At 34.9% G+C, this 20,731-nt stretch carries 24 protein-coding genes and 1 riboswitch; of the genes, 12 read left to right on the top strand and 12 right to left on the bottom strand.

The features are described 5' to 3' along the window. Positions 1-3: 3 nt before the first annotated feature. Complete coding sequence (locus ACSG5Z_RS27745) at positions 4-471, bottom strand: YusW family protein (RefSeq protein ID WP_001221562.1); 468 nt, start codon at positions 469-471, stop codon at positions 4-6. Between the two features lie 172 nt (positions 472-643). On the opposite strand from ACSG5Z_RS27745, the gene ACSG5Z_RS27740 reads away from it, so the two are divergent. From ACSG5Z_RS27740 to ACSG5Z_RS27730, 3 genes are read left to right on the top strand one after another with little or no spacing between them, the layout of a single operon-like run. After that, a complete protein-coding gene (locus ACSG5Z_RS27740; protein ID WP_435712639.1) occupies positions 644-1,543 on the top strand; it encodes a helix-turn-helix domain-containing protein in 900 nt (299 codons plus the stop codon). A gap of 11 nt (positions 1,544-1,554) precedes the next feature. Next, the gene (locus ACSG5Z_RS27735; RefSeq protein ID WP_075312858.1) at positions 1,555-1,746 is read left to right on the top strand and encodes a hypothetical protein; all 192 of its coding nucleotides are present in this window, start codon (positions 1,555-1,557) and stop codon (positions 1,744-1,746) included. A 35-nt stretch (positions 1,747-1,781) separates the two neighbouring features. Beyond that, a complete protein-coding gene (locus ACSG5Z_RS27730) occupies positions 1,782-2,090 on the top strand; it encodes an ABC-2 transporter permease (protein ID WP_435712638.1) in 309 nt (102 codons plus the stop codon). Between the two features lie 42 nt (positions 2,091-2,132). Here the strand turns inward: ACSG5Z_RS27730 and ACSG5Z_RS27725 are convergent, their stop codons facing one another. The 7 genes from ACSG5Z_RS27725 to modA all read right to left on the bottom strand — a co-directional run bounded on the left by ACSG5Z_RS27725 (position 2,133) and on the right by modA (position 10,729). Then, entirely contained in the window at positions 2,133-3,761 is a 1,629-nt protein-coding gene (locus ACSG5Z_RS27725) for a peptide ABC transporter substrate-binding protein (RefSeq protein ID WP_435712637.1), read from the bottom strand. Positions 3,762-4,208: 447 nt separating this feature from the next. Further along, a complete protein-coding gene (locus tag ACSG5Z_RS27720) occupies positions 4,209-5,849 on the bottom strand; it encodes a peptide ABC transporter substrate-binding protein (RefSeq protein WP_435712636.1) in 1,641 nt (546 codons plus the stop codon). Positions 5,850-5,981: 132 nt separating this feature from the next. Next, positions 5,982-6,086: riboswitch (SAM riboswitch) on the bottom strand. 153 nt (positions 6,087-6,239) lie between these two features. Further along, positions 6,240-7,073: a glyoxal/methylglyoxal reductase gene (gene pgoN / locus ACSG5Z_RS27715; RefSeq protein ID WP_088061710.1), complete on the bottom strand. Its 834-nt coding sequence runs from the start codon at positions 7,071-7,073 to the stop codon at positions 6,240-6,242. A 1-nt stretch (position 7,074) separates the two neighbouring features. Continuing rightward, positions 7,075-7,878, bottom strand: coding sequence for a pyrroline-5-carboxylate reductase (proC, locus tag ACSG5Z_RS27710; protein WP_435712635.1), 804 nt, complete (start codon positions 7,876-7,878; stop codon positions 7,075-7,077). Between the two features lie 212 nt (positions 7,879-8,090). Next, positions 8,091-8,942 (bottom strand): GRP family sugar transporter, encoded by an 852-nt coding sequence (locus tag ACSG5Z_RS27705; protein ID WP_000353549.1) that lies wholly within the window; start codon positions 8,940-8,942, stop codon positions 8,091-8,093. A 300-nt stretch (positions 8,943-9,242) separates the two neighbouring features. Then, on the bottom strand, positions 9,243-9,917 hold the full coding sequence (modB, locus tag ACSG5Z_RS27700) for a molybdate ABC transporter permease subunit (protein WP_435712634.1): 675 nt from the start codon (positions 9,915-9,917) through the stop codon (positions 9,243-9,245). 5 nt (positions 9,918-9,922) lie between these two features. Continuing rightward, positions 9,923-10,729 (bottom strand): molybdate ABC transporter substrate-binding protein, encoded by an 807-nt coding sequence (gene modA / locus ACSG5Z_RS27695; protein ID WP_137011016.1) that lies wholly within the window; start codon positions 10,727-10,729, stop codon positions 9,923-9,925. A 133-nt stretch (positions 10,730-10,862) separates the two neighbouring features. Here modA and ACSG5Z_RS27690 point away from each other — a divergent pair, with 133 nt between their 5' ends. Then, positions 10,863-11,810, top strand: coding sequence for a substrate-binding domain-containing protein (locus ACSG5Z_RS27690; RefSeq protein WP_087984958.1), 948 nt, complete (start codon positions 10,863-10,865; stop codon positions 11,808-11,810). A 218-nt stretch (positions 11,811-12,028) separates the two neighbouring features. On the opposite strand, the gene ACSG5Z_RS27685 is transcribed toward ACSG5Z_RS27690, so the two are convergent. Then, entirely contained in the window at positions 12,029-12,130 is a 102-nt protein-coding gene (locus ACSG5Z_RS27685) for a DUF3948 family protein (protein ID WP_001060018.1), read from the bottom strand. A gap of 255 nt (positions 12,131-12,385) precedes the next feature. After that, positions 12,386-13,252: a LysR family transcriptional regulator gene (locus ACSG5Z_RS27680; protein ID WP_048542928.1), complete on the bottom strand. Its 867-nt coding sequence runs from the start codon at positions 13,250-13,252 to the stop codon at positions 12,386-12,388. Between the two features lie 127 nt (positions 13,253-13,379). Between ACSG5Z_RS27680 and ACSG5Z_RS27675 the strand changes: the two genes are divergently transcribed. Beyond that, positions 13,380-14,348: a DMT family transporter gene (locus tag ACSG5Z_RS27675; protein WP_142954002.1), complete on the top strand. Its 969-nt coding sequence runs from the start codon at positions 13,380-13,382 to the stop codon at positions 14,346-14,348. Between the two features lie 21 nt (positions 14,349-14,369). After that, positions 14,370-14,510: a YrzO family protein gene (locus ACSG5Z_RS27670; RefSeq protein WP_000894068.1), complete on the top strand. Its 141-nt coding sequence runs from the start codon at positions 14,370-14,372 to the stop codon at positions 14,508-14,510. Between the two features lie 60 nt (positions 14,511-14,570). Here ACSG5Z_RS27670 and ACSG5Z_RS27665 read toward each other — a convergent pair whose 3' ends face one another. After that, positions 14,571-14,666: a DUF3948 family protein gene (locus ACSG5Z_RS27665; protein WP_001060011.1), complete on the bottom strand. Its 96-nt coding sequence runs from the start codon at positions 14,664-14,666 to the stop codon at positions 14,571-14,573. A gap of 336 nt (positions 14,667-15,002) precedes the next feature. Here ACSG5Z_RS27665 and ACSG5Z_RS27660 point away from each other — a divergent pair, with 336 nt between their 5' ends. Next, positions 15,003-15,608, top strand: coding sequence for a lysophospholipid acyltransferase family protein (locus ACSG5Z_RS27660; RefSeq protein WP_000277788.1), 606 nt, complete (start codon positions 15,003-15,005; stop codon positions 15,606-15,608). 73 nt (positions 15,609-15,681) lie between these two features. Here ACSG5Z_RS27660 and ACSG5Z_RS27655 read toward each other — a convergent pair whose 3' ends face one another. Continuing rightward, positions 15,682-15,777 carry a DUF3948 family protein gene (locus ACSG5Z_RS27655; RefSeq protein WP_001060007.1) on the bottom strand — a complete coding sequence of 32 codons (96 nt, stop codon included), beginning with the start codon at positions 15,775-15,777 and terminating at the stop codon, positions 15,682-15,684. Positions 15,778-16,082: 305 nt separating this feature from the next. On the opposite strand from ACSG5Z_RS27655, the gene ACSG5Z_RS27650 reads away from it, so the two are divergent. From ACSG5Z_RS27650 to ACSG5Z_RS27630, 5 genes are all read left to right on the top strand, one after another. Continuing rightward, a complete protein-coding gene (locus tag ACSG5Z_RS27650) occupies positions 16,083-17,060 on the top strand; it encodes a LacI family DNA-binding transcriptional regulator (protein ID WP_087984956.1) in 978 nt (325 codons plus the stop codon). Between the two features lie 147 nt (positions 17,061-17,207). After that, positions 17,208-17,537, top strand: coding sequence for a PH domain-containing protein (locus ACSG5Z_RS27645; RefSeq protein WP_060486406.1), 330 nt, complete (start codon positions 17,208-17,210; stop codon positions 17,535-17,537). A 117-nt stretch (positions 17,538-17,654) separates the two neighbouring features. Then, complete coding sequence (locus ACSG5Z_RS27640; protein WP_000248044.1) at positions 17,655-18,491, top strand: YitT family protein; 837 nt, start codon at positions 17,655-17,657, stop codon at positions 18,489-18,491. A 138-nt stretch (positions 18,492-18,629) separates the two neighbouring features. Continuing rightward, positions 18,630-18,986: a YxeA family protein gene (locus ACSG5Z_RS27635; RefSeq protein ID WP_048563001.1), complete on the top strand. Its 357-nt coding sequence runs from the start codon at positions 18,630-18,632 to the stop codon at positions 18,984-18,986. An 894-nt stretch (positions 18,987-19,880) separates the two neighbouring features. After that, entirely contained in the window at positions 19,881-20,669 is a 789-nt protein-coding gene (locus tag ACSG5Z_RS27630) for a TatD family hydrolase (RefSeq protein WP_137012878.1), read from the top strand. The last annotated feature ends 62 nt before the right edge of the window (positions 20,670-20,731 follow it).

Raw genomic sequence — 20,731 nt, 5'->3', positions numbered from 1 at the left:
TCTTTATTTTATTTCTCTTTTATATTCTTTTTTCGTTCCATCAGAGAAGACAACTTCTAAATCAAACTTTTGGTAGTCTTTATCAAGTTTGAACACATTTACTACTTGATCGATTACTTCTTGGTCAGGAGTATCCTTATCAAATTTTAATTCTTGTAGAAGTGGGCTTAATTTTGTAATAGCCTCGTCACCTGTAAACTTTGCATTTGATTTATGGTCTTCAAGTTTTGCTTCCATTTTCTTATCAGCTGCTACATTCTTATAATCAGCCTCGTAGTCTTTCTTCGTATCTTGATAGTCTGCATCTAAACTAAATTCATTGAAGTTAAGTTTTAAATCAGCAGGAGCTTCATTTTTTGCTTCTTCAGTAGTTTTCTTATTAGAAGTTGTATCTTCTTTTGCAGGAGCTTTACATCCTGTTAATACAGGTACTAGCATAAGCGCTAATAAAACTGATAGTAAAATTCTCATTATAATTTCCTCCTTATGTAAATTCGTTCTATACAAGTTTTTCCCAAAATCATGTAATTATGTATGTGTTGAAAATAAATTATTAACTTGTAGCCACAAAGTTTAATCCGCAATTTAAATCAAAAATGATTTGTATGTATATGGTAAATTAAGGTTGTGAGGAGGTACTAACATGCATGAAGAATATAAAGAGATGATAAAAAAAGCAATTGAATATATAGAGGAGCATTTACATGAGGAGCTTACAACAGAAAGAGTGGCGTCTCATGGTGCAGTATCGATGTACCATTTTCATCGCATCTTTCAAAGATATGTTGGGATGAGTGTAACGGATTATATTCGAAAGAGAAGGTTAACTCATGCTGCGCAAGCTTTAGTGTCAACGAAGAGGGCTGTTATTGATATTGCAGTACAATACGGCTTTTCCTCACAAGAGGCATTTACGAGAGCCTTTAAAAGAATGTTTCAATTGCCGCCGAAGAAATATCGAAAGTATTTCCAGTCATTTTATATAGAAAGAGAGGGTGTTTCAATGCAAAAAGGTATACCGAAAGGATGGATCTTAAGCGGAAGTCATCCTGCTGAATATGAGATGGGTTTAGATTATGAAGTTGCCCATCAAGGAAAAGTATCTGCATACATAAAAGCAAAAGAGGATGTTACACATGGAGGATTTTCAACATTAATGCAAATGTTTCGAGCAGATAAATATGTAGGTAAAAGATTACGTTTAACAGCATTTGTTAAGAGTGAGAACGTAAAGGACTGGGCAGGATTGTGGATGCGAGTAGACGGAAAAGATACAGAACCGCTCGCTATGGATAACATGCAAAATCGCCCAATTAAAAATACGAATAACTGGCAATCGTACTCGGTTGTATTAGATATAAAAGAAGGAGCACTTGGTATAGCATTTGGTGTCTTATTATCAGGGGAAGGTTGTGTGTGGCTAGATAGTATTCGATTTGATGAAGTGGATGAAAAAATTCCTTCAACAGATTTGGCTGAAAATTTTTATGAAACACTACTAGAAGAGCCAATAAATCTGCAATTTGAAGAGATAGAAAAGTAAGGAGAAAAGATATGTTCAAATATGCAAAACTAATAAGCATTAGTTTAGTAGTATCGTCTTGTATTATGGGAATTAACTATTTCATTAGCTATCTGTGGTCAGGGCATATACCTTCTTTGACGTGGAGAACATATTTGATGTTTATGTTTATATTTATGATGAGTTTTAGTTCGATGCAAAAAGAAGGGGAAGAGGATTATTGACAATAGTCTTCTTCGCCTTTCTTTCATTAACATAAATGTTCATAACTGTTTTCGGAAATGCAGGTATGATCTTTAATATAATTTCACTATCATTACAACTTGTAAGTTCGGGTGTAATTGTACCACATGAGATGCTTTCTAAAACATATCAAACAATCGGTGAATTATTTCCCGCAACATATGCAGCGAATGGCTATTATACAATAATATTTGGGGGAGTAAGTTTAGAGAAAAATATTATTTCATTATTAGTCATTATATTAGTTACACAATTGGTAGCAGTAATTACTGTATCTATAAAAGGAATAGTAAAGAGAAGAAGCTATGTAGTTAAAGAAGTATAAAATAAAAAAGGTATCCTGCGATTGGATACCTTTTTTATTTTATTATTTTGTAACTTCTGTCCACTTGTAGTTAAATTCACCACCGAAGTCAGTTGTTACAAGCCCTTTAATAAATCCGCGTTGTAGGTAAGAACGACCTTGTTGATATAAAGGAGCGACAGCACCGTCTTGTAATAGGATTTTTTCAGCTTGCTTCATTGCTTCAAAGCGAGCCTTTTCATCGCTAGCTAAATCTGTTTTCACTTTATGAATGAGCTCATCATACTCTTTGTTAGAGTATTTATCGAAGTTATAAGCACTATCTGTTGTAAATAAATCTAAGAATGTAATTGGGTCAGCGAAGTCAGGGCCCCAGCCATCAATACCGATTTCATAGTCACCACTTAATAGTAGTTTCAGCTGTTGTTTACGTGGTTGTGGTTTTAATGTCACTGTTAATCCATCTAGGTTCTTTTCTAGTTCACCTTTTAAATATTCACCAGTTTTTTTAGCTAAAGCATTATCACTTGTTAATAGTTCGATTGTTACTTTGTCAGTACCAAGTTCTTGTTTCGCTTTTTTCCAGTTTTCTTTCGCTGTTTTCACATCATCTTTGACTAGGTTTCCGTTTTCTTTACGGAAGTCGTTACCTTCTGGACTCTTTGCGAATTTCGCAGGAACCATTCCTTCAGCTGGAATAGCACCGTTATTTAAAATTGTTTCTACGTATGCTTTTTTATTCATTGCTCCGTTAATAGCAAGGCGTGCATGTTGATTTTTTAATGTTTCATTTTTTTGATTTAGTCGTAAGAATTGAATGCCAACTTCAGCGCGGTCTTTGAAGTTTGGATCGCTCTTATATTTATCAACAAACTCCGCAGTTAAAGCAACGCAATCAATTTGTCCTGAATCGTATAAGTTAACTTCTGTAGATTTATCTTTAACGACATTGAAGTTGATTTCTTCTAATTTTACAGTTTTAGCATCCCAATAGTTAGGGTTCTTCTTCAATTGGAAGCTTTGCTCGTGTTTCCAGTTATCTAATATGAAAGCACCGTTGTAAATTAAATGATTTGTTTCTAAACCATATTTATCGCCCTGAGATTTTAAGTAATCTTCATTAATTGGTAAGAATGTTGAGAATGTCGTTAAGCTTAAGAAGTAGGGAACAGGACGGTCTAGTTGTACTTCTAACGTTTTATCATCAAGAGCTTTGACACCTAGTTGATCAATTGGCAATTGTTTCTGGCTTATTTGTTTCGCATTCTGTATATCGAAGAATAAGAATGCATATTCAGCTGCTGTATCAGGATTTACGGCACGTTGCCAAGCGAAGACAAAGTCCTTTGCTGTAACTGGAGTACCGTTTGACCATTTTGAATCACGCAGGTGGAATGTATATTTTGTTTTATCGGGACTAAGGTCAACCGACTCAGCAACACCAGGAATTGGTTTGTTATCTTCTCCCATTGCATATAAACCTTCAAAAACATTGCGCATTACGCTCATGGATTCCCCATCCGTTGCTTTTGCAACATCCATTGTTGGAATTTCTGAAGCGAATGATAAGTTAATCGCCTGTTTATCATTTGCTTTCGCTCCGCTTGCATGATCTTTATTTCCTCCGCAAGCAGTTAGTAATAGACTTGCCCCTAAAACAGATGCAACAACAGGTACAACTTTTTTCTTCATTGTTCGTTCCTCCCTAAATGTGTTGTTCGTAACGTCGTAATGTCCACGTTTTGAAGTGTAGCTATAGAAGAAGAGAAAACCTATTATAGATATGTGTATGTAGGTAATCAGGTGTTCTATATGTATATACATGTGTATGTAGGTAATCAGGTGTTCTATATGTATATACATGTTGAGCTATAATCTATCGTTATATGTTTCAACGTAGTAGACGTTATATTTTGATGGTGAAATATTTTGTTTCTTTGATTATTTAGAATATCAACACTGGAAAGAACTATATGTCAATAATAAAAATAGATTGTTAATTTCTTAGAATAATATATTAAAAAAGCAGATTTCCTCGCATTAGGGAATCTGCTTTTAATATGTTTTGCTAAAAAAACAATTGGTTTGGGCTAATAATCAGTGGGGGATGAAGAAAACCCAACTGATTAAAGTTTCGCTTTATTTTTCAATTTTGGCCCATTTGAAGTTTAATTGACCTGCAAAGTCTACTTGCACAATTCCTTTCACATAAGAACGTTCTAAATAAGATTCGCCTTTTTGGTAAAGAGGAGCGATAACAGAGTCTTTAAATAATATTTTCTCGGATGCTAGTAATGCTTCCCAGCGAGCTTTTTCATCACCGGCTAAAGTTGTTTTCACTTTTGCTATTGTTTCATCGAACTCCTTATTAGAGTAATGATCTAAGTTGTAAGGGTTATTCGTTGTAAATAGCTCAAGGAATGTAATTGGATCTGCAAAGTCAGGGCTCCAGCCGTCAATTCCAATTTCGTAGTCACCTTTTAATAAAAGTGAAACTTGTTGTTTACGTGGTTGCGGCTTTATATTTACTGTTAAGCCATCTAAATTCTTTTCTAATTGTCCTTTTAAGAACTCACCAGTTTTCTTTTCAAGGTCACCGTCATTTATTAATAGTTCTAATGTTATTTTTTCAGACCCAAGTTCTTGTTTTGCCTTTTTCCATAATTCTTGAGCAGATTTTGTATCAACCTTTGTTAAATCGCCGTTTGCAGTACGGAAGTCTGTTCCGTCAGGTCCTTTTGCAAAGTTTTTCGGCACGAGACTAGAGGTTGGTGTGGAGCCGTCATTTAATAACGTATTTACAAAGGATTTTCGATCAATTGTTTGATCGATTGCTTGGCGTGCAGAAACGTTTTGAAGTACTTTGTTTTGTTGATTCATACGTAGAAACTGTACCCCTACGTTTGGCCGTTCTTTAAAGTTAGCATCCTTTTTATATTTATCAACGAAGTCAGATGTTAGTTTGATACGATCTAATTGTTTTGACTCGAATAAATTTACTTCTGTAGATTTTTCTTTTACGACGTTAAAATTGATTTCTTCCAGTTTGACAGTATCTTTATCCCAATAGGTAGGGTTTTTCTTAAATTTAAAGCTTCGCTCATGCTTCCAATCGCTTAGTGTAAAAGCTCCGTTGTACAAAATTGTATTGTCTTCTAACGCATACTTATCACCTTGTGCTTTAAAGAATTCCTCGTTAATTGGTAGAAATGTTGGGAATGCTGTTAAGCTTATAAAGTACGGAACAGGACGTTCTAATTCTACCTCAAACGTATGGTCATCAATTGCTTTTACACCAAGTTGATCGGCTGGAAGTTCTTTGTTGTTAATTTTTGTTGCATTTTTAATATCAAAGAATAGAAATGCATATTCAGAGGCTGTTGCTGGATCAACAGCTCTTTGCCAAGCGAAGACAAAATCTTTCGCTGTGACAGGAGTGCCGTTTGACCATTTTGAATCTCGCAGGTGGAATGTGTATTTCGTTTTATCGCCACTTACTTCATGAGATTTCGCAACGCCAGGGACAGGTTTGTTACCTTCACCAAGATTATACAAACCTTCAAATACGTTTCTCATTACTTGACCAGAATCAGTATCTGTAGCACGAGCTGTATCCATTGTTCGTATTTCAGTAGGTGAAGATAAGTTTAAAACCTGTTTACTAGGCGCCTCGTCTTTTGCATTTGCTCCGCTTGCTTCGTTTTTATAACTACCGCAACCAGTTAATAAAATACTTACTCCTACAACTGATGCAATACCGGGTACAAACTTCTTTTTCATTTGATTTTCCTCCTAAATAATTAAGTTTGGATGATGATGAGGGAAATGAAAAATAAAAAATCCCTCTTTTCATATTGAGAAAGAGGGATTTTTACGTACAAGTTATGCACCCGTATATAAACGAAGTCCCTCATTCTATCTTTCAAGCACAATGCTTGCAGGAAGTGGCACAGTATTCAAAATGAACCTGTTGCCGAGGTTTCAAAGGGCCAGTCCCTCCACCTCTCTTGATACAATGAGTAAACGAATAAATTTTATTAATTTTTGCGTTTCTTTGATAATTCAAAATCTTACACCTTGGATGATGAAGTGTCAACCAATTGAAATATAGTTTAAATTTTCAGTTTTATTTAACGAGAAAAACCACTGCATATGGCAGTGGTTTTTCTACTAGAAGTCAAAGTTATCTGGATCTGGACCAACGCGACGATCTTCATTTAGAGCTTGAATTGCTTTCATGTCATCAGCACTTAATTCAAAATCGAATATATTTGCATTTTCAATAATGCGATGTTCTTTAATAGATTTAGGGATTGTTACAACTTCATTTTGTAAATCCCAGCGTAAAATAATTTGTGCAGTTGATTTATTATATTTTGTCGCAATGTCTTGTAATGTGGAGTTATCCAGTAGTTGTCCCTGCATTAATGGTGACCAAGCTTCAAGCTGGATGTTATGTTCTTTACAGAAAGCGTGTAATTCTTCTTGTGCTAAACGTGGGTGGTATTCCACTTGATTGACCATTGGCTTAATTTCAGCGATTTCAAATACGTCTTGTAAGTGGTGAATGTGAAAATTACTCACACCGATAGCACGAACACGGCCATCTTTATAAAGTTTTTCTAACGCTTTCCATGATTCAGTATATTTCCCTTTTACAGGCCAATGTACTAAATATAAATCTAAATATTCTAGACCTAATTTTTCTAATGTAGTTTCAAATGCTTGAAGTGTTGTTTCATATCCTTGATCGCTATTCCATACTTTTGATGTAATAAATAATTCTTCACGTGAAACACCTGCTTCACGGATCGCTTGTCCAACGCCTTCTTCGTTTTGATAGATTGCTGCAGTATCGATGCTGCGGTAGCCATTTTTAATTGCTGATTTTACAGACTCAATTACTTCTGAACCATCTTCTACTTTAAAAACACCTAAACCGAACCAAGGCATTTTTACACCGTTATGTAATGTAGTATAGTCTTTTAAACTTGTTAAACTCATATTATTTCCCCCTAGCTTTTTTGTTTGTTGCTTCTACTGCTTTTTGAATCGCCTCTGAAAAATTATATTCATATAAAGCTTTGAGACCTTCAGCTGTGGAACCACCTGGCGTTGTTACTTGTTCGCGGAGGTTAGCCGGATCTTGCGTTTGTTCAAGCATAGAAGCAGATCCAGAAATCATTTGAATGACAAGGTGTTTTGCGGTTGATTCATCGACGCCATAACTTTTTGTTGCTTCAATCAAGCTTTCAGCAAAGTAATAAAGGAAAGCTGGTGCACTTCCAGTAACTGCAGTAAGCTGATGAACTTCTTCCTCAGTGCAAAGTTGCGAAGTACCAATGCCTCTTAAAAGCAGTTGCAAGGTTTCTTGATGCATCTCGTTTACTGATTGTCCTGTTGTATATAAGGAGATTGACTTCCCAATTTCAGCAGCTGTATTTGGCATAATCCAAGCAACAGGCGTGTCCTTAGGGAGTCTAGCTTCTAAATAAGATGGACCAATGCCAGCAGCTACCGTTACGACAAGTTGATTCGATAGTAACGGAGATAGCTCCGCTAATAATTCTTCATGTGCAGAAGGCGGCATTGCTAAAACAATCGTATCAACAGATGTAACATGCTGCTTCCAATCTGTTGTGATAGACACATTATATCGTCCTTGTAATTGTTCTAGCTTTTCTACGTTGCTGCGGTTAGAAACGATAATTTTTTCGATGTATTCTTTGCTTGTTTTAAGTAATCCGGAAAATATAGCTTCTGCCATACGACCAGCACCAATAAATAGAATTCGATGTTTAGTTAGCATATCCTTTATTCCTTTCTAGTGAAGATATGTTATAAAAAACGATACCATCTTTAAGAGAATTTTGTAAAAAGAAAAGACTTATTGTGAAAAGGATGGAAATGGAGGGAGGAGGGTTAATATAAATAAGGTTATAAAAATTATTATACTTAAAAAATAGTTGTAATAAAAAATCCCTGAAGCATAACTGCTTCAGGGATTAATAGATTATAAGTTTATGCTTTTGTCATACCTAACAATACAGCGCCACCGATAATTAAAACACTACCTAGTGCAATAAAGATCAATTGACGTTTTGTTTTCTTTTCACCTAAGAAGACAATCGCACCGAATGTTGAGATAACGATTCCAGTTTGAGATAATGGGAAGCTTGTTGCTACTCCGACACGTGGTAATGAAAGAAGTAAGAATAAGTTTCCAGTTCCCCATAGTAAACCAGATAAAGCATTACGGATTGCATATTTGTTAAATGGTTTATGTTTAGATGTCAATACAACCGCACCAACAAACATACCAACTGCTTGTGGTAAAATAGCAGACCAACCATCGATATTATACCAACGAATAATAATTACATATACAAGGTAACCGAAAGTAGAAACAATTAAAGTAAGAAGTCCTTTTTTCAATTGTCCTGGTGGCTGTGCATTTTCTTTGTCATCTAGTGATGTGAATACAACACCAACTACGATTAATAGGATTGCAATCGTTCCCAGAACAATCGTTGTTGTAGTAGTCCACTCACGGAAAGCGATAACCCCAAAGATAGAAGTTGCAACAAGTTGCATACCAGTAGAAATCGTTACAGTAGTTGAAACACCTAGTTTTTCAACTGTTTTTAATTGGTTTACTTGTCCTAAAGCCCAGAATAAACCTGAAATAAAACCAACAATCAAGACTGTCATTGTTAAAGCTGGTTGAGTAAATACATACATAATTGTTGCGAAGAATAGAGCACCGATTGTCATACCTACCGTTTGGCTATATGCACCACCGCCCATTTTTACGCTTACTAATAAGATGTTTCCCCATGCAATTGCAGGAAGAAGCGCTAATAAAATGTCCATTACAAGACTCCCTTCGGTTTTCTATACCAATATAATTACATATCGTTCTAACGATCGGTAATGCCCCACTACTAGAGTAGAAGATTACCGATCGCTAAAACAGGATGAAGAATTCACGATATAAATGCGTTTTCATTTCTTCATTTTTTGAAACACCTCCATATAATAACAGGAAATTGCCTATTTTAGAAAGTGAATTCAAATAAAATGTATATTTTAATAAAAGGTAAAATTCAGTTATTTCCCAATGGTATATTTTATTTCCTAAGAAATAAAGAAGCAGCTTCGATAAAAGCTGCTTTAAGAGTTAGTAATTCTTTTATTAATAAGCTGAATACATAGCAGAAATAGGAGTGACATACTAATAGTGATAACTACAAGTGTCCAAGCGAGCTGCATATCACTTGCATCAATCGCCATGTAAATTGCAGTTGGGATTGTTTGAGTTTTACCAGGAATGTTCCCAGCGAACATGAGTGTAGCACCGAACTCACCGAGCGCACGAACAAAGCTCAAAATCATTCCGCTTAGTAAGGCGGGAAATGCAAGCGGAAGTGTAACGTGCAGAAAAACTTGATATTCACTTGCACCAAGGTCGCGAGCACTTTCTTCAATTTGTATATTTGCAATAGAAAATCCCGTTTTTGCTGATTGATACATGAGCGGAAATGCAACAACTGTAGAAGCGATGATCGCAGCAGTAGATGTGAACATAATGGACTGCTGAAATATTGATTCTACCCACGTTCCAATGGGACTATTATTTCCAAAAATGATAATGAGAAAAAAGCCGATTACAGTTGGCGGAAGTACCATTGGTAATAAGAAAATAGTTTCTAATATTATTTTATATCTCCATGAGGAGCGTGCTAAAGCCCTTCCAATAATCGTCCCTAAAATTGTAACGATAATGGTGGCGCATGCAGCTACTCGTATAGATAGAAAGATTGGTGAAAAAATAGCATCAAAGCTCATGGCAATTATGATAGGACTGTAAATCCATATTTTTTAAAGATAGATTGTGCATCTTTTGACTGCAAATACTCATAAAATGAAGTCGCCTCTTTCTTGTGCTTAGATTCTTTTATAACACCTAAAGGATAGTGGATTGGCTCATGCGAAGTAGCTGCTGCTGTCTCACCAATCTTTACTTTGTTTGAAATAAGAGCATCTGTTTTGTATACAATACCAGCATCGACATTACCTGTTTCTACATATGTTAACACTTGGCGAACATCTTTTGTAAATACGATTTTATTTTGAATGTCATTCCAAAGATTTTCATGCGTGAGAGAAGCCTTTGCGTATTTTCCCGCGGGTACAGATTCAGGTGTACCAAGTGCGATTTTCTTAATTTTTTCATCTTTTAAATCTTGAATTTTCGTAAGAGAACTATCTTTTGGGACAACTAGAACAAGTTCATTTCCAAGAAGATTTTTCCCTTCTTTTTCATTAATGAATCCTTTTTTTACAAGAGTTTGGAATTTATCTTCGGCTGCTGAGAAGAATAAATCAGCAGGTGCGCCTTGTTCAATTTGTTGTTGAAGTGCACCAGAAGCACCGAAGTTAAAAGAAAGTTTAATATTAGGTTCTTTTTCTTTATATTTTGTTTCAATTTCTTTTAGTGCATCTTGTAAGCTTGCAGCAGCTGATATAGTAAGTTCAACTGCTTTTCCTTCTTTAGCAGTTGATTTCTCTTTCTTTTCGCCGCTTGTACATGCAGCACTAAATATAAGAAGAAAAGAAAGTATAAGTGCTCCGATGGATTGTAATGTAAACTTGTTCATAAAAAAATCCCCTTTCGTTTTGACATGTTTAATTATAACTAATTATAACTAGATATAACTAGTTATAATTGAATATAATTTGAACGATGTAGTTGTTTTTAAATATAGGAGAAATATTCTTTTCTTTGTTACAATGAAGGAAGAAAGTGAGGAATCGTCTATGGATCATCATTCCTACACAACGGAAGAAGTAGCGAAGCGATTAAAGGTATCAAAATTAACTGTATACGATCTAATTAAAAAAGGAGAACTTCCTTCTTATAGAATTGGTAGACAGATGCGCATTGATGCAACAGATTTAGAACAATATATAAAGCAAATGAAAACAGGGAAAATACAAGGTACTCCTGTAAAGAGCGAAGATAGTAGGGGCTTGGATACATGTATTATTAGCGGACAAGAACTAACGTTAGATATGTTGGCAAAACGTATAGAAAATCGCCTGCCAAGTTCAAACATATTAAGGGCATATCAAGGTAGTTTAACGAGTTTAGTAAAAATGTATCAAGGAGAAGGAAATATCGTTAGCTTGCATTTGTTTGATGGAGAAACAGGTACATATAATGTTCCGTATGTAAAACGTATTTTAGTGGGACAACCATGTACGATGATTAATTTATTAGCAAGAAACGTTGGGTTTTATGTGCAAAAGGGAAATCCGAAAAATATAAAAACATGGGCTGATTTATCTCAATCTTCTATACGATTTGTAAATCGAGAAAAAGGTTCTGGCATTAGGGTGTTAGTGGATGAACAATTGCGCATTCAAAAATTAAATAAAGAGCGTATTAGTGGATATGAATGGGAAGAGTCGAATCATCTTGGTGTTGCCACGCAAGTCGCAAATGGAAAAGCTGACGTAGGAGTAGGTTCAGAAAAGTTTTCACAGATTGTAAATGTAGACTTTATTCCAATCATGAAAGAACAGTATGATTTAGTGATTTTGAAGAATAAAGAAAATGAAGAGCTGATCGAAGTCGTGAAAGACATTCTGCAATCGGAAGAATTTCATAATGAATTAAAAGCGATTGGCGGATACGATATGACGAAAACAGGTCAGGTTATATATGAAATAAAGTGAAACTTTAATCAGTGGGGGGTTTCTTCATCCCCCACTGATTATCAGCCCTCACCAATCGGACTTTAATGGGCAGCCCGATCCCCACCTAACTTCTTTGCTTTCGCTGAATTTTGAGGTGGGGGTCTTCCTACCCATTAAAGCGGGACAAACTAAAAAGCTGCTTGTCTATAAGACGAGCAGCCTTTTCTATATATAAAGGGGTTTGGGGAAACAAAGTATTAAACAAGACCTTGAGCAAGTGTGTAAATGAAGGCTGTAAGAAGAGTCGCTCCACTTGCAAGTCCGATAAAGTCTGATTTGTTAAATGTAATGTTGTTCATTATAATCTCTCCTTATTTATTTAATGTAGTTGCAACAGCTTTTGCATCGACAAGTGCGGATAGCACCATGCCCATTGTATTTAAAAATTTGTTTGATTTCATTTTGTTCATCATGCGTATCCGCTCCTTTTCGAATTGTTGTTGCCCTGCTTTATGTCTTAATTATAGGAAATATGATCGCCTGCAACTATCGAATTAGCTTACGGGAGACTTACATTTTTGTAAGAAAAAAAGACATTCATGTAAGAATGTCTTTTAAAGCATATTGATATGATGATGCTCTTCAATTGTTTTTAAAAAGCTACGCATTGAATTCGTCATATAACTATCTTTACGGCGTATGAAAACCGTTGAAATACTACCATATTTTTCAGGGATTGCATGACAATGTACTTTACCAGCTTTAGAAAGATGGTGGACAGCAGACTGTGGTACGAGTGTAATTCCAAGGCCGAGTGCAACACTGTTTAATATCGTTTCTAATATATTAAATTCCATAATTCTTTTTGGGAGCAAACCTTCATCTTTAAGCCATCGTTCTAGTTTGGAACGGTATCCACATCCTTGGTTAAAAACGAGTAGGGGCGTTGTTGTAAATTCTTCTATATGAAAAGCTTTATTTTGTGTTACAAGCATTAATTTTTCTGTACTAACATCGTATTGTTCAATTAGTGGGTGTTTAATAGGCCCTGATATAAAGGCACCATCTAATTGATGATCAAGTACTTCTCTAATCAATGCTTCTGTTAGACCCGCTTGTAATGATAAATCGACATTCGGATAGCGTTTATAGTAAGAAGATAAAATGGTAGGTAATGTACTTACTGTTTCGACTGTACCGATTTTTAATATGCCAGAGGGAGTTTCACTATCTAAAAATACTTGTTTTAGCTCGTCAACATCTTGCAAAATTTTATTAACATAAACGAGCATTTTTCTTCCTTCAGCTGTTAAAGTCATGCCTCGTTTATGACGATAAAAGAGCGGTGTTTTTAGTTCGTTCTCTAGTTGTTTAATACGTGCAGTTACATTTGATTGTACGTAATTTAATTCCTTTGCTGCGCCGCTTACACTACCTTTGTCGGCAACGTTCTGGAAGATTTGTAAATCTCTTAATTCCATAATGTGATCCTCCTTGATGTTAACTATCATTATAAATGATAGTTAACATCATTTTGAATCATTTTACGTGATATATTTTTTCTTTTACAATTCTCTTTGTGCAAATAGAAAGAAGTGGGGGATTGTGGTGAAAAAAGGTCAAATGATAATAGGGGCTTTAGCATGTTTAATTGCAAGTATGTCGTGGGGGGCAATGTTTCCGGTTGCTGATCATGCGCTAGAATACATAGATCCATTTTATTTTTCGCTCATTCGCTATGGAGCGGTGGCGATCGTACTGATTGTATTGTTGTTAATGAAAGAAGGAAAACAGGCATTTCGTTTAGAGGGAAGAGGAAAGTTACTCGTCTTTTTCGGAACGATGGCGTTTACTGTATATAATGTACTTATATTTTTAGGTCAAATGTTAATGGGAAAATCAGGTGTGATGGTAGCCTCCATTATGGAAGCACTGATGCCGATGATTTCTATTTGTATTCTATGGGGATATAAGCATGTAAAACCGAAAAAGTATATGATAACGAGCATGATTATCGCTTTTGTAGGGGCTGTATTCGTTATTACGAAAGGTGATATGAGTTTCTTTTTAACATTGAAAGATAACATGTTTTCGCTGGCCTTTATATTTGTTGGGGTTGTAGGTTGGGTTATTTATACGATGGGTGGTCAAACGTGTAGCGATTGGTCAACATTACGTTATTCTACGTTGACGTGTGTATTCGGTACGACTGTCACAGGGATTATAACTGTAATCATTACATCGTTTGGATACGTATCGGTTCCGAATATGGGAACGATTTCTATCGTGAAATATGATTTATTGTTTATGATGACATTACCAGGTATCGTAGCGTTACTTGCTTGGAACTATGGTGTGAAAATTTTATCGTCCATTAATGGGATTTTATTTATTAATTTTGTACCAATCACGACTTTAGTTATTATGATGATGCAAGGATATCGAATAACAATGTTTGATATTATAGGGACTTTACTTGTTATTGCAGCACTTATTCGCAATAACGTTTGTCAGAGAAAAGAAGAAAATATAAACAAGCGAAGTTTACAAGAAGAGCAATTACGTCAAGCTGTTTAATAGGCAATTGGAGGATTTCACATGTTAGAAAGTTTATTGTTTTTCTTCGCCGTCGGAGTTGCCTGCGAGCTTGCAGCAATTAACCGAAATGGTCGTAAAAAGATAAAACAACAAGCTGAAATGATACAGCTTTTAAAAGAGTTAAAAGAAAGAAAAATGTAAAAAGACGACCGGGCATAGACGGTCGTCTTTTTCTATATAAAGGGGAAAGGGGACACAAAGTTATACAAGCGTAGCAGCGTAAATAAAAGCAGTAAGAAGAAGAGAGCTGCTAGCTAATCCTAAAAAATCTAATTTGTTAAAAGTGATGTTATTCATCATGAATTCTCCTTACTTGTTTAATGTAGAAGCAACAGCTTTTGCGTCGATTAGAGCGGAAAATACCATGCCCATTGTGTTTAAGAAATTGTTTGATTTCATTTTGTTCATCATATGAATCCGCTCCTTTTCGAATAGTTGTTGTTTCTTTCTGACTTAATTGTATGAAATATTTGGGGAAGTAACTATCGAATTAGCTTACAAGAAAATTACACTTTTGTAAGAATTGAAATTTAACAATTAATACTTATTTTTATTACCAACTCCTAAAACTTAGTGTTATAATCATTGTAAGAGAATGACTATAATTCGGATGTTCAGAAAGGAACGAAACAAATGTATAAACCAATTACATTTTTGTTAAAATATATATTTAAAACAGCTGGGAAAGTAGAAGTGCAAGGAAGAGAAAAGTTACCAGAAGGCGGCCCATATGTTGTTGCGTGTACACATACAAGTTTTATGGATGTATTAATGTTAGCTACAGGGATGTACCCGACCCAAATTCATTACATGGCAAAAAAAGAGTTATTTGAAGGGAAGTTCAAAAATTGGTTCTTTAAAAATGTGAATGCATTCCCTGTAGATCGTGCGAATCCAGGACCGAGTACACTCAAAATTCCGTCACGCCTATTAAAAGAAGGGAAAGTAGTAGGGATTTTTCCGAGTGGGACACGATCAACAGAAGACGTTTCATTAAAAGCTGGGGCTGTTACGATTGCATTGCGTTCTAATGTCCCGTTAGTACCGGCAGCTTATGTTGGTCCATCAAGTGTAAAAGAATTAATAAAAGGGAAAAAGGCACAATTAATTTTTGGCGACCCAATTCAAATTGATGCGGAAGAACAAATAGATCGAAAAACAGCTATGAAAATGATGACAGATCAATTAAATGAGAAGTTTGATGAGCTAAAGGAAACTTTGCAATCAAATCAAAAGTAAGAAAAGACGACCGGGCATAGACGGTCGTCTTTTCTATTACTATTTATAATAAAGGGGAAAAGGGACACAAAAGTTATACAAGCGTAGCGGCGTATATAAAAGCAGTAAGAAGAAGAGAGCCACTAGCTAGTCCTAAAAAATCTAATTTGTTAAAAGTGATGTTATTCATCATACATTCTCCTTACTTGTTTAATGTAGAAGCAACAGCTTTAGCATCGATTAGAGCGGAAAATACCATGCCCATTGTATTTAAAAAATTGTTTGATTTCGTTTTGTTCATCATATGAATCCGCTCCCTTTCGAATAGTTGTTGTCCTGTTTCTGACTTAATTGTATGAAATATTGAGGAGAGTAACTATCGAATTAGCTTACAGGAAAATTACACTTTTGTAAGAAAAACGAATGAAGGTGTAATGATGAGAAAGTTTGACATATGTTCGTGGAATTCATTAAGTTAAAAATAGAGGTGAGTGTATGGCCAATATTAAAGATATTGCAAAGATGGCGGGAGTTTCAGTTACAACTGTTTCGAGAGTGTTGAATGATCACCCATATGTAAGTGAAGAAAAAAGGAAAGCGGTTATGGAGATAGTTGAGAAGTTGAATTACTCACAAAACGCAAATGCCGTTCATTTATCAAAAGGGAAAACGAATATTGTTGGTGTGATTTTACCGTATATTAATCATCCATGTTTTGATGCGATGGTGGGCGGGATGATGGAGGTGGCGTTAGCTCATAATTACAGAGTGCTACTTTGCCAAACGAATTATAATAAAAAAGAAGAAATGAAAAGTTTACATATGTTAAAAACAAAACAATTGGATGGCCTTATTATTTGTTCTCGTGCGAATGATTGGGAAACGATAGAGCCGTATGCTTCCTATGGGACAATCGTTGCTTGTGAAGATAATGATATTTCAAATATCTCAAGTGTATATACGAATCATTCGGCAGCTTTTCAATTAGGAATGGATTATTTGATTGAGAAAAGTTATAAAAAAATTGGTTATTGTACGGGGAGGAAATTAGGTCCGAGTAGTCAAAAACGTTTTGATGTTTATAAACAGCAATTGCAATCTATAGATGAAGAAGTGAATGAAGAATGGATTTTCACAGAATGTTTTACATTAGAAGATGGTGTGAAAGTGGCTCATAAATTAAAGGGGATGCAGCATCTTCCCGAAGCATTAATAGTAGCAGGAGATGAAGTTGCGATTGGGGTTATGACAGAAGCTGAAAAATTAGGTATTCAAGTTCCTGAGGATTTAGCGATTATTGGATTTGATAATCAACCTATTTCGCAAGTGTTACAACTTACAACCATTGATCAAAATTTAAAGGAGATAGGTAAAAAGGCTTTTGAAATGTTTTATAGGCAAATAAGTGGTGAGAGTTCTAAACAAGAAAAGGTGGAAATTCCATACGAACTTGTGGAACGCTCTACTGTTTAGTTTTACTCCGTTATGTGTAAATTGCATAACGGATTATTTTTTTGAAATATCTTTGACAGGAAACGCGTTTCATACTTTATAAAGGAGTTACACCGGTCTGTAATAATCCATGGATTCTTTTCAAGAATAGTATTTGGAGGGATATGCATGAATGAACTTTTATTGAGTATGAAAAAGCATATAGAGGATGATGAAAAGATTTTGGCTTTTGTCGTAGGGATATTTGAGAAGGATAATTTTACGCTATCGTATCAACAAGGGATTTTTGCTGCTACTACTAGACGTCTTCTCTTTTATGGGAAATTTCCATACTATCCTGCAACATTTAAAGATTATTCATATTTGCATATAGATAGCATAGATTTTCGTCCGCATTTCGAATGTACTTGTAATCATGAAACCATTCGAGCTAAGTATATTCAGAAGGGGAATGTGGAGCGATTTGTCCGTACAGTTAGAGCGAATATGAATAATTAATCACCCCTTTGTTTAAACATAATATCCCGATCTGTAAGAGTAAAAATGCGCAATAAAAACAACTTCTAAACCTCTAGGAGATAGTGATACAATGTCAAATGGGGGGAGGTATGAACTATGGTTAATCAACGTATAAAGGAAATAACACTAATTACAATTGGTTCATTATTATTCGCAATTGGTATTAATTACTTTGCAATTCCAAACCGTTTATCAGAGGGGGGAATTATTGGTTTAACGGTTGTTACGTACTATTTATTTGATTGGTCACCGGGGATTGTAAACTTTGCTATAAATGCAATTTTACTAGCTATTGGTTATAAATTTTTTGATAAGAAAACGATGGTTTATACAATTTTAGGGATTGTAGAAACATCCTTGTTTTTATATGTTACGGAACATATTGAGTATCATGTAAATAGTGATACGTTATTAGCAGCTCTATTCGCTGGCTTATTTGTCGGTGTCGGATTAGGCTGTATGTTCAAAGCTGGAGGTACATCAGGAGGATCGGCAATTTTAGCTCGGTTAGCCAATCAATATTTAGGGTGGAGCGTTGGTAAAGGCGTACTTATTATTGATATTGTGGTAATTGCTGGTTCTGTATTTATAATAGGGCAAGAAAAAGCAATGTACACACTTGTTGCAGTATTCATCGGAGCGAAAGTGATTGATTTCATTGTAGAAGGAATGGATACAAAAACAGCTGTTACAATCATTTCAAATCAACCGGATTTAATCCGTGAAACTATTACGAAAAACATGACACGCGGTGTCACTGTATTAGAAGGACGCGGCGGATATACTGGTAAAAATAAAGAAGTGTTATATGTTGTTATAAATAAACAAGAGCTTGTTAAGTTAAAGCAGGTTATTAGTCGAGTAGATGAAGATGCTTTCGTTGTTATTCATGATGTACGCGATGTACTTGGCGGTGGCTTTAAAGCGAGCTAAAAGGTGAACGAGTAAATTCGTTCACCTTTTTTAATTCTTACAATAATGTAAGTGTAATGTAATGAGATTCAATAGTAGATTTTATTCCTTCTTTTTAAAATGGATGTATATATATCCTGCAGAGGAGGAAGATTGATTATGAAGAAAAAAATGATCACTACTATAATAGCGATGATAGTGATAGTAGTAATGTTACTGCCTACGAAACTTGGACCGGTTATCGATAAATATAATCCACTTTATAAGACGAAAGAATACTATACGGTCGTGAATACAATTGGTCAGCATATTGGTGATGAGTGGTATGAATATGAATTTATTGCATTTGACGAACGTGGAAGAGAACAAAAAATAAAGAAGACTGTTAAGCATATGTTAAAGAGAGATGAAGCGTTAAAGGTGTATGCAAAAGGACGCTACGGAGAGGCAATTGAAGAAATTGAAGCTGTAAATATTCCTATTAATGCGAAGAGTAAACTTTTAACGATGAGATAGCAGATTATACCCCCACCTATTTTTTGTCGAAAATAAAAATACTAGGTAGGGGTATTTTAGGGTTCATGAAAGAGCCTTAGTCAATATGGACTAAGGCTCTTTTTGTTATATAAAGGGGAAGGGGGTACATTGTAGTAGCATGAGTGAAAGGTATAAGAAGAGTAGCTACTAGCAATGTAATTTGGTTATGTGAGTGTTCTTCTTATTTGGCTTGCTTTCTAACTTTATTGTACGAGATATAGGTAAGAGAAACTATCGAATTACATTACACATAGCTTACAAACATGTAAGTCTTCTGTAATGTAATTCGATGGTTAAAAGATAGTGAATTTCATATAGTGTAATTAGAAAGTCTCACTGTATTACTTTCTGTTTGTAATATTAATGAAGAATGAAAAACCAACTACTTTTTAATAGCCCTCATCTGTATTTAGATGAGGCTCTTTTTATCCTGCTTTAATGGGCAGTAAGCCCCCCACCTCAAAATTCAGCGAAAGCAAAGATGTTAGGTGGGGGATCAACTGCCCATAAAAGTCCGATTGGTTCAACTAATAATCAGTGGGGGATGAAGAACCCCCACTGATTAAAGTTTCACTTTATAAACCTTACAACATTGTAAGGTTTACGTAAGTTAATTCGATAGTAAATTTGTCATATTTTTTGCATAATAGATACAAATAGATAAAATAATTAGGGATATAGTAAGAAGGGAGAAAACTGGGATGCGTAAAGAAGAAGTAGTGAAGTTTCCAATTAAAGATTTCTGTAGCTACTTTACTGTTGCCGTAGTATGTATTGGATTATTTGATATCATAACAAACTTAATTGTTAAATAATATAGATGATAAAACAAGAAGGGAGATCCTTTCTTGTTTTTTTTATGGGGGAATAAAGATGAAATGGATTGATAGTCATATACATGTTGACCAATATAAGGATGAAGAAAAAAGTAGATTACTTAAAGATGTGGAACATAGTAAAGAGATACAGGGGCTTATCGCGGTATCTATGAATTATCAATCATGTAAAGAAACTTTATCTTTAGCAAAGCGATATCCTTTTGTACATCCAGCAATAGGTTTTCATCCGGAGCAACCGATTCATAAAGAAGAATGTGAGCAAATTTATAAATTAATTGAAGAGCATGTAGAAGACATAGTTGCGATTGGTGAAGTAGGCTTACCGTATTATTTAAGAAAAGAAGATGAGCGTATTACTATCAAATCATATATATCGGTGTTACAACGATTTGTTGAACTAGCTAGTAAATATGATTTACCCATTATATTGCATGCAGTGTATGAAGATGCTGATATTGTATGTGATTTACTAGAGAAATATAAAGTTTCACGTGCACACTTTCATTGGTTTAAAGGAAGTGAAACAACAATGAAACGGATGATGAGGAACGGTTATTATATTTCTATCACACCAGATGTTTTACATAAGGACAAAATTAGAAAAATTGTTTCGTATTATCCACTTGAATATATGATGGTAGAAACAGATGGACCGTGGGAATTTCACGAGGATGTTATGACGCATCCGAGAATGATTCGAGAGGTATTAAAGGAAATTAGTGTTATAAAAAATGTATCTGTTAATAAGGTTGCGAAAACGATATATGAAAATACGATTCAATTTTACCCCGCATTAACGGGCAGTAAGACCCCCACTGATTAAAGTTTCACTTTATTTGAAAGGATAGGAGAGTTACTCTTATCCTTTTTATTATGGATATTTTT

Source organism: Bacillus pretiosus (genome assembly GCF_051294775.1).
Lineage (GTDB): Bacteria > Bacillota > Bacilli > Bacillales > Bacillaceae_G > Bacillus_A > Bacillus_A wiedmannii.
Note: the sequence above shows the minus strand (reverse complement) of the source record. Positions and strands in the feature narration are given on the sequence as shown.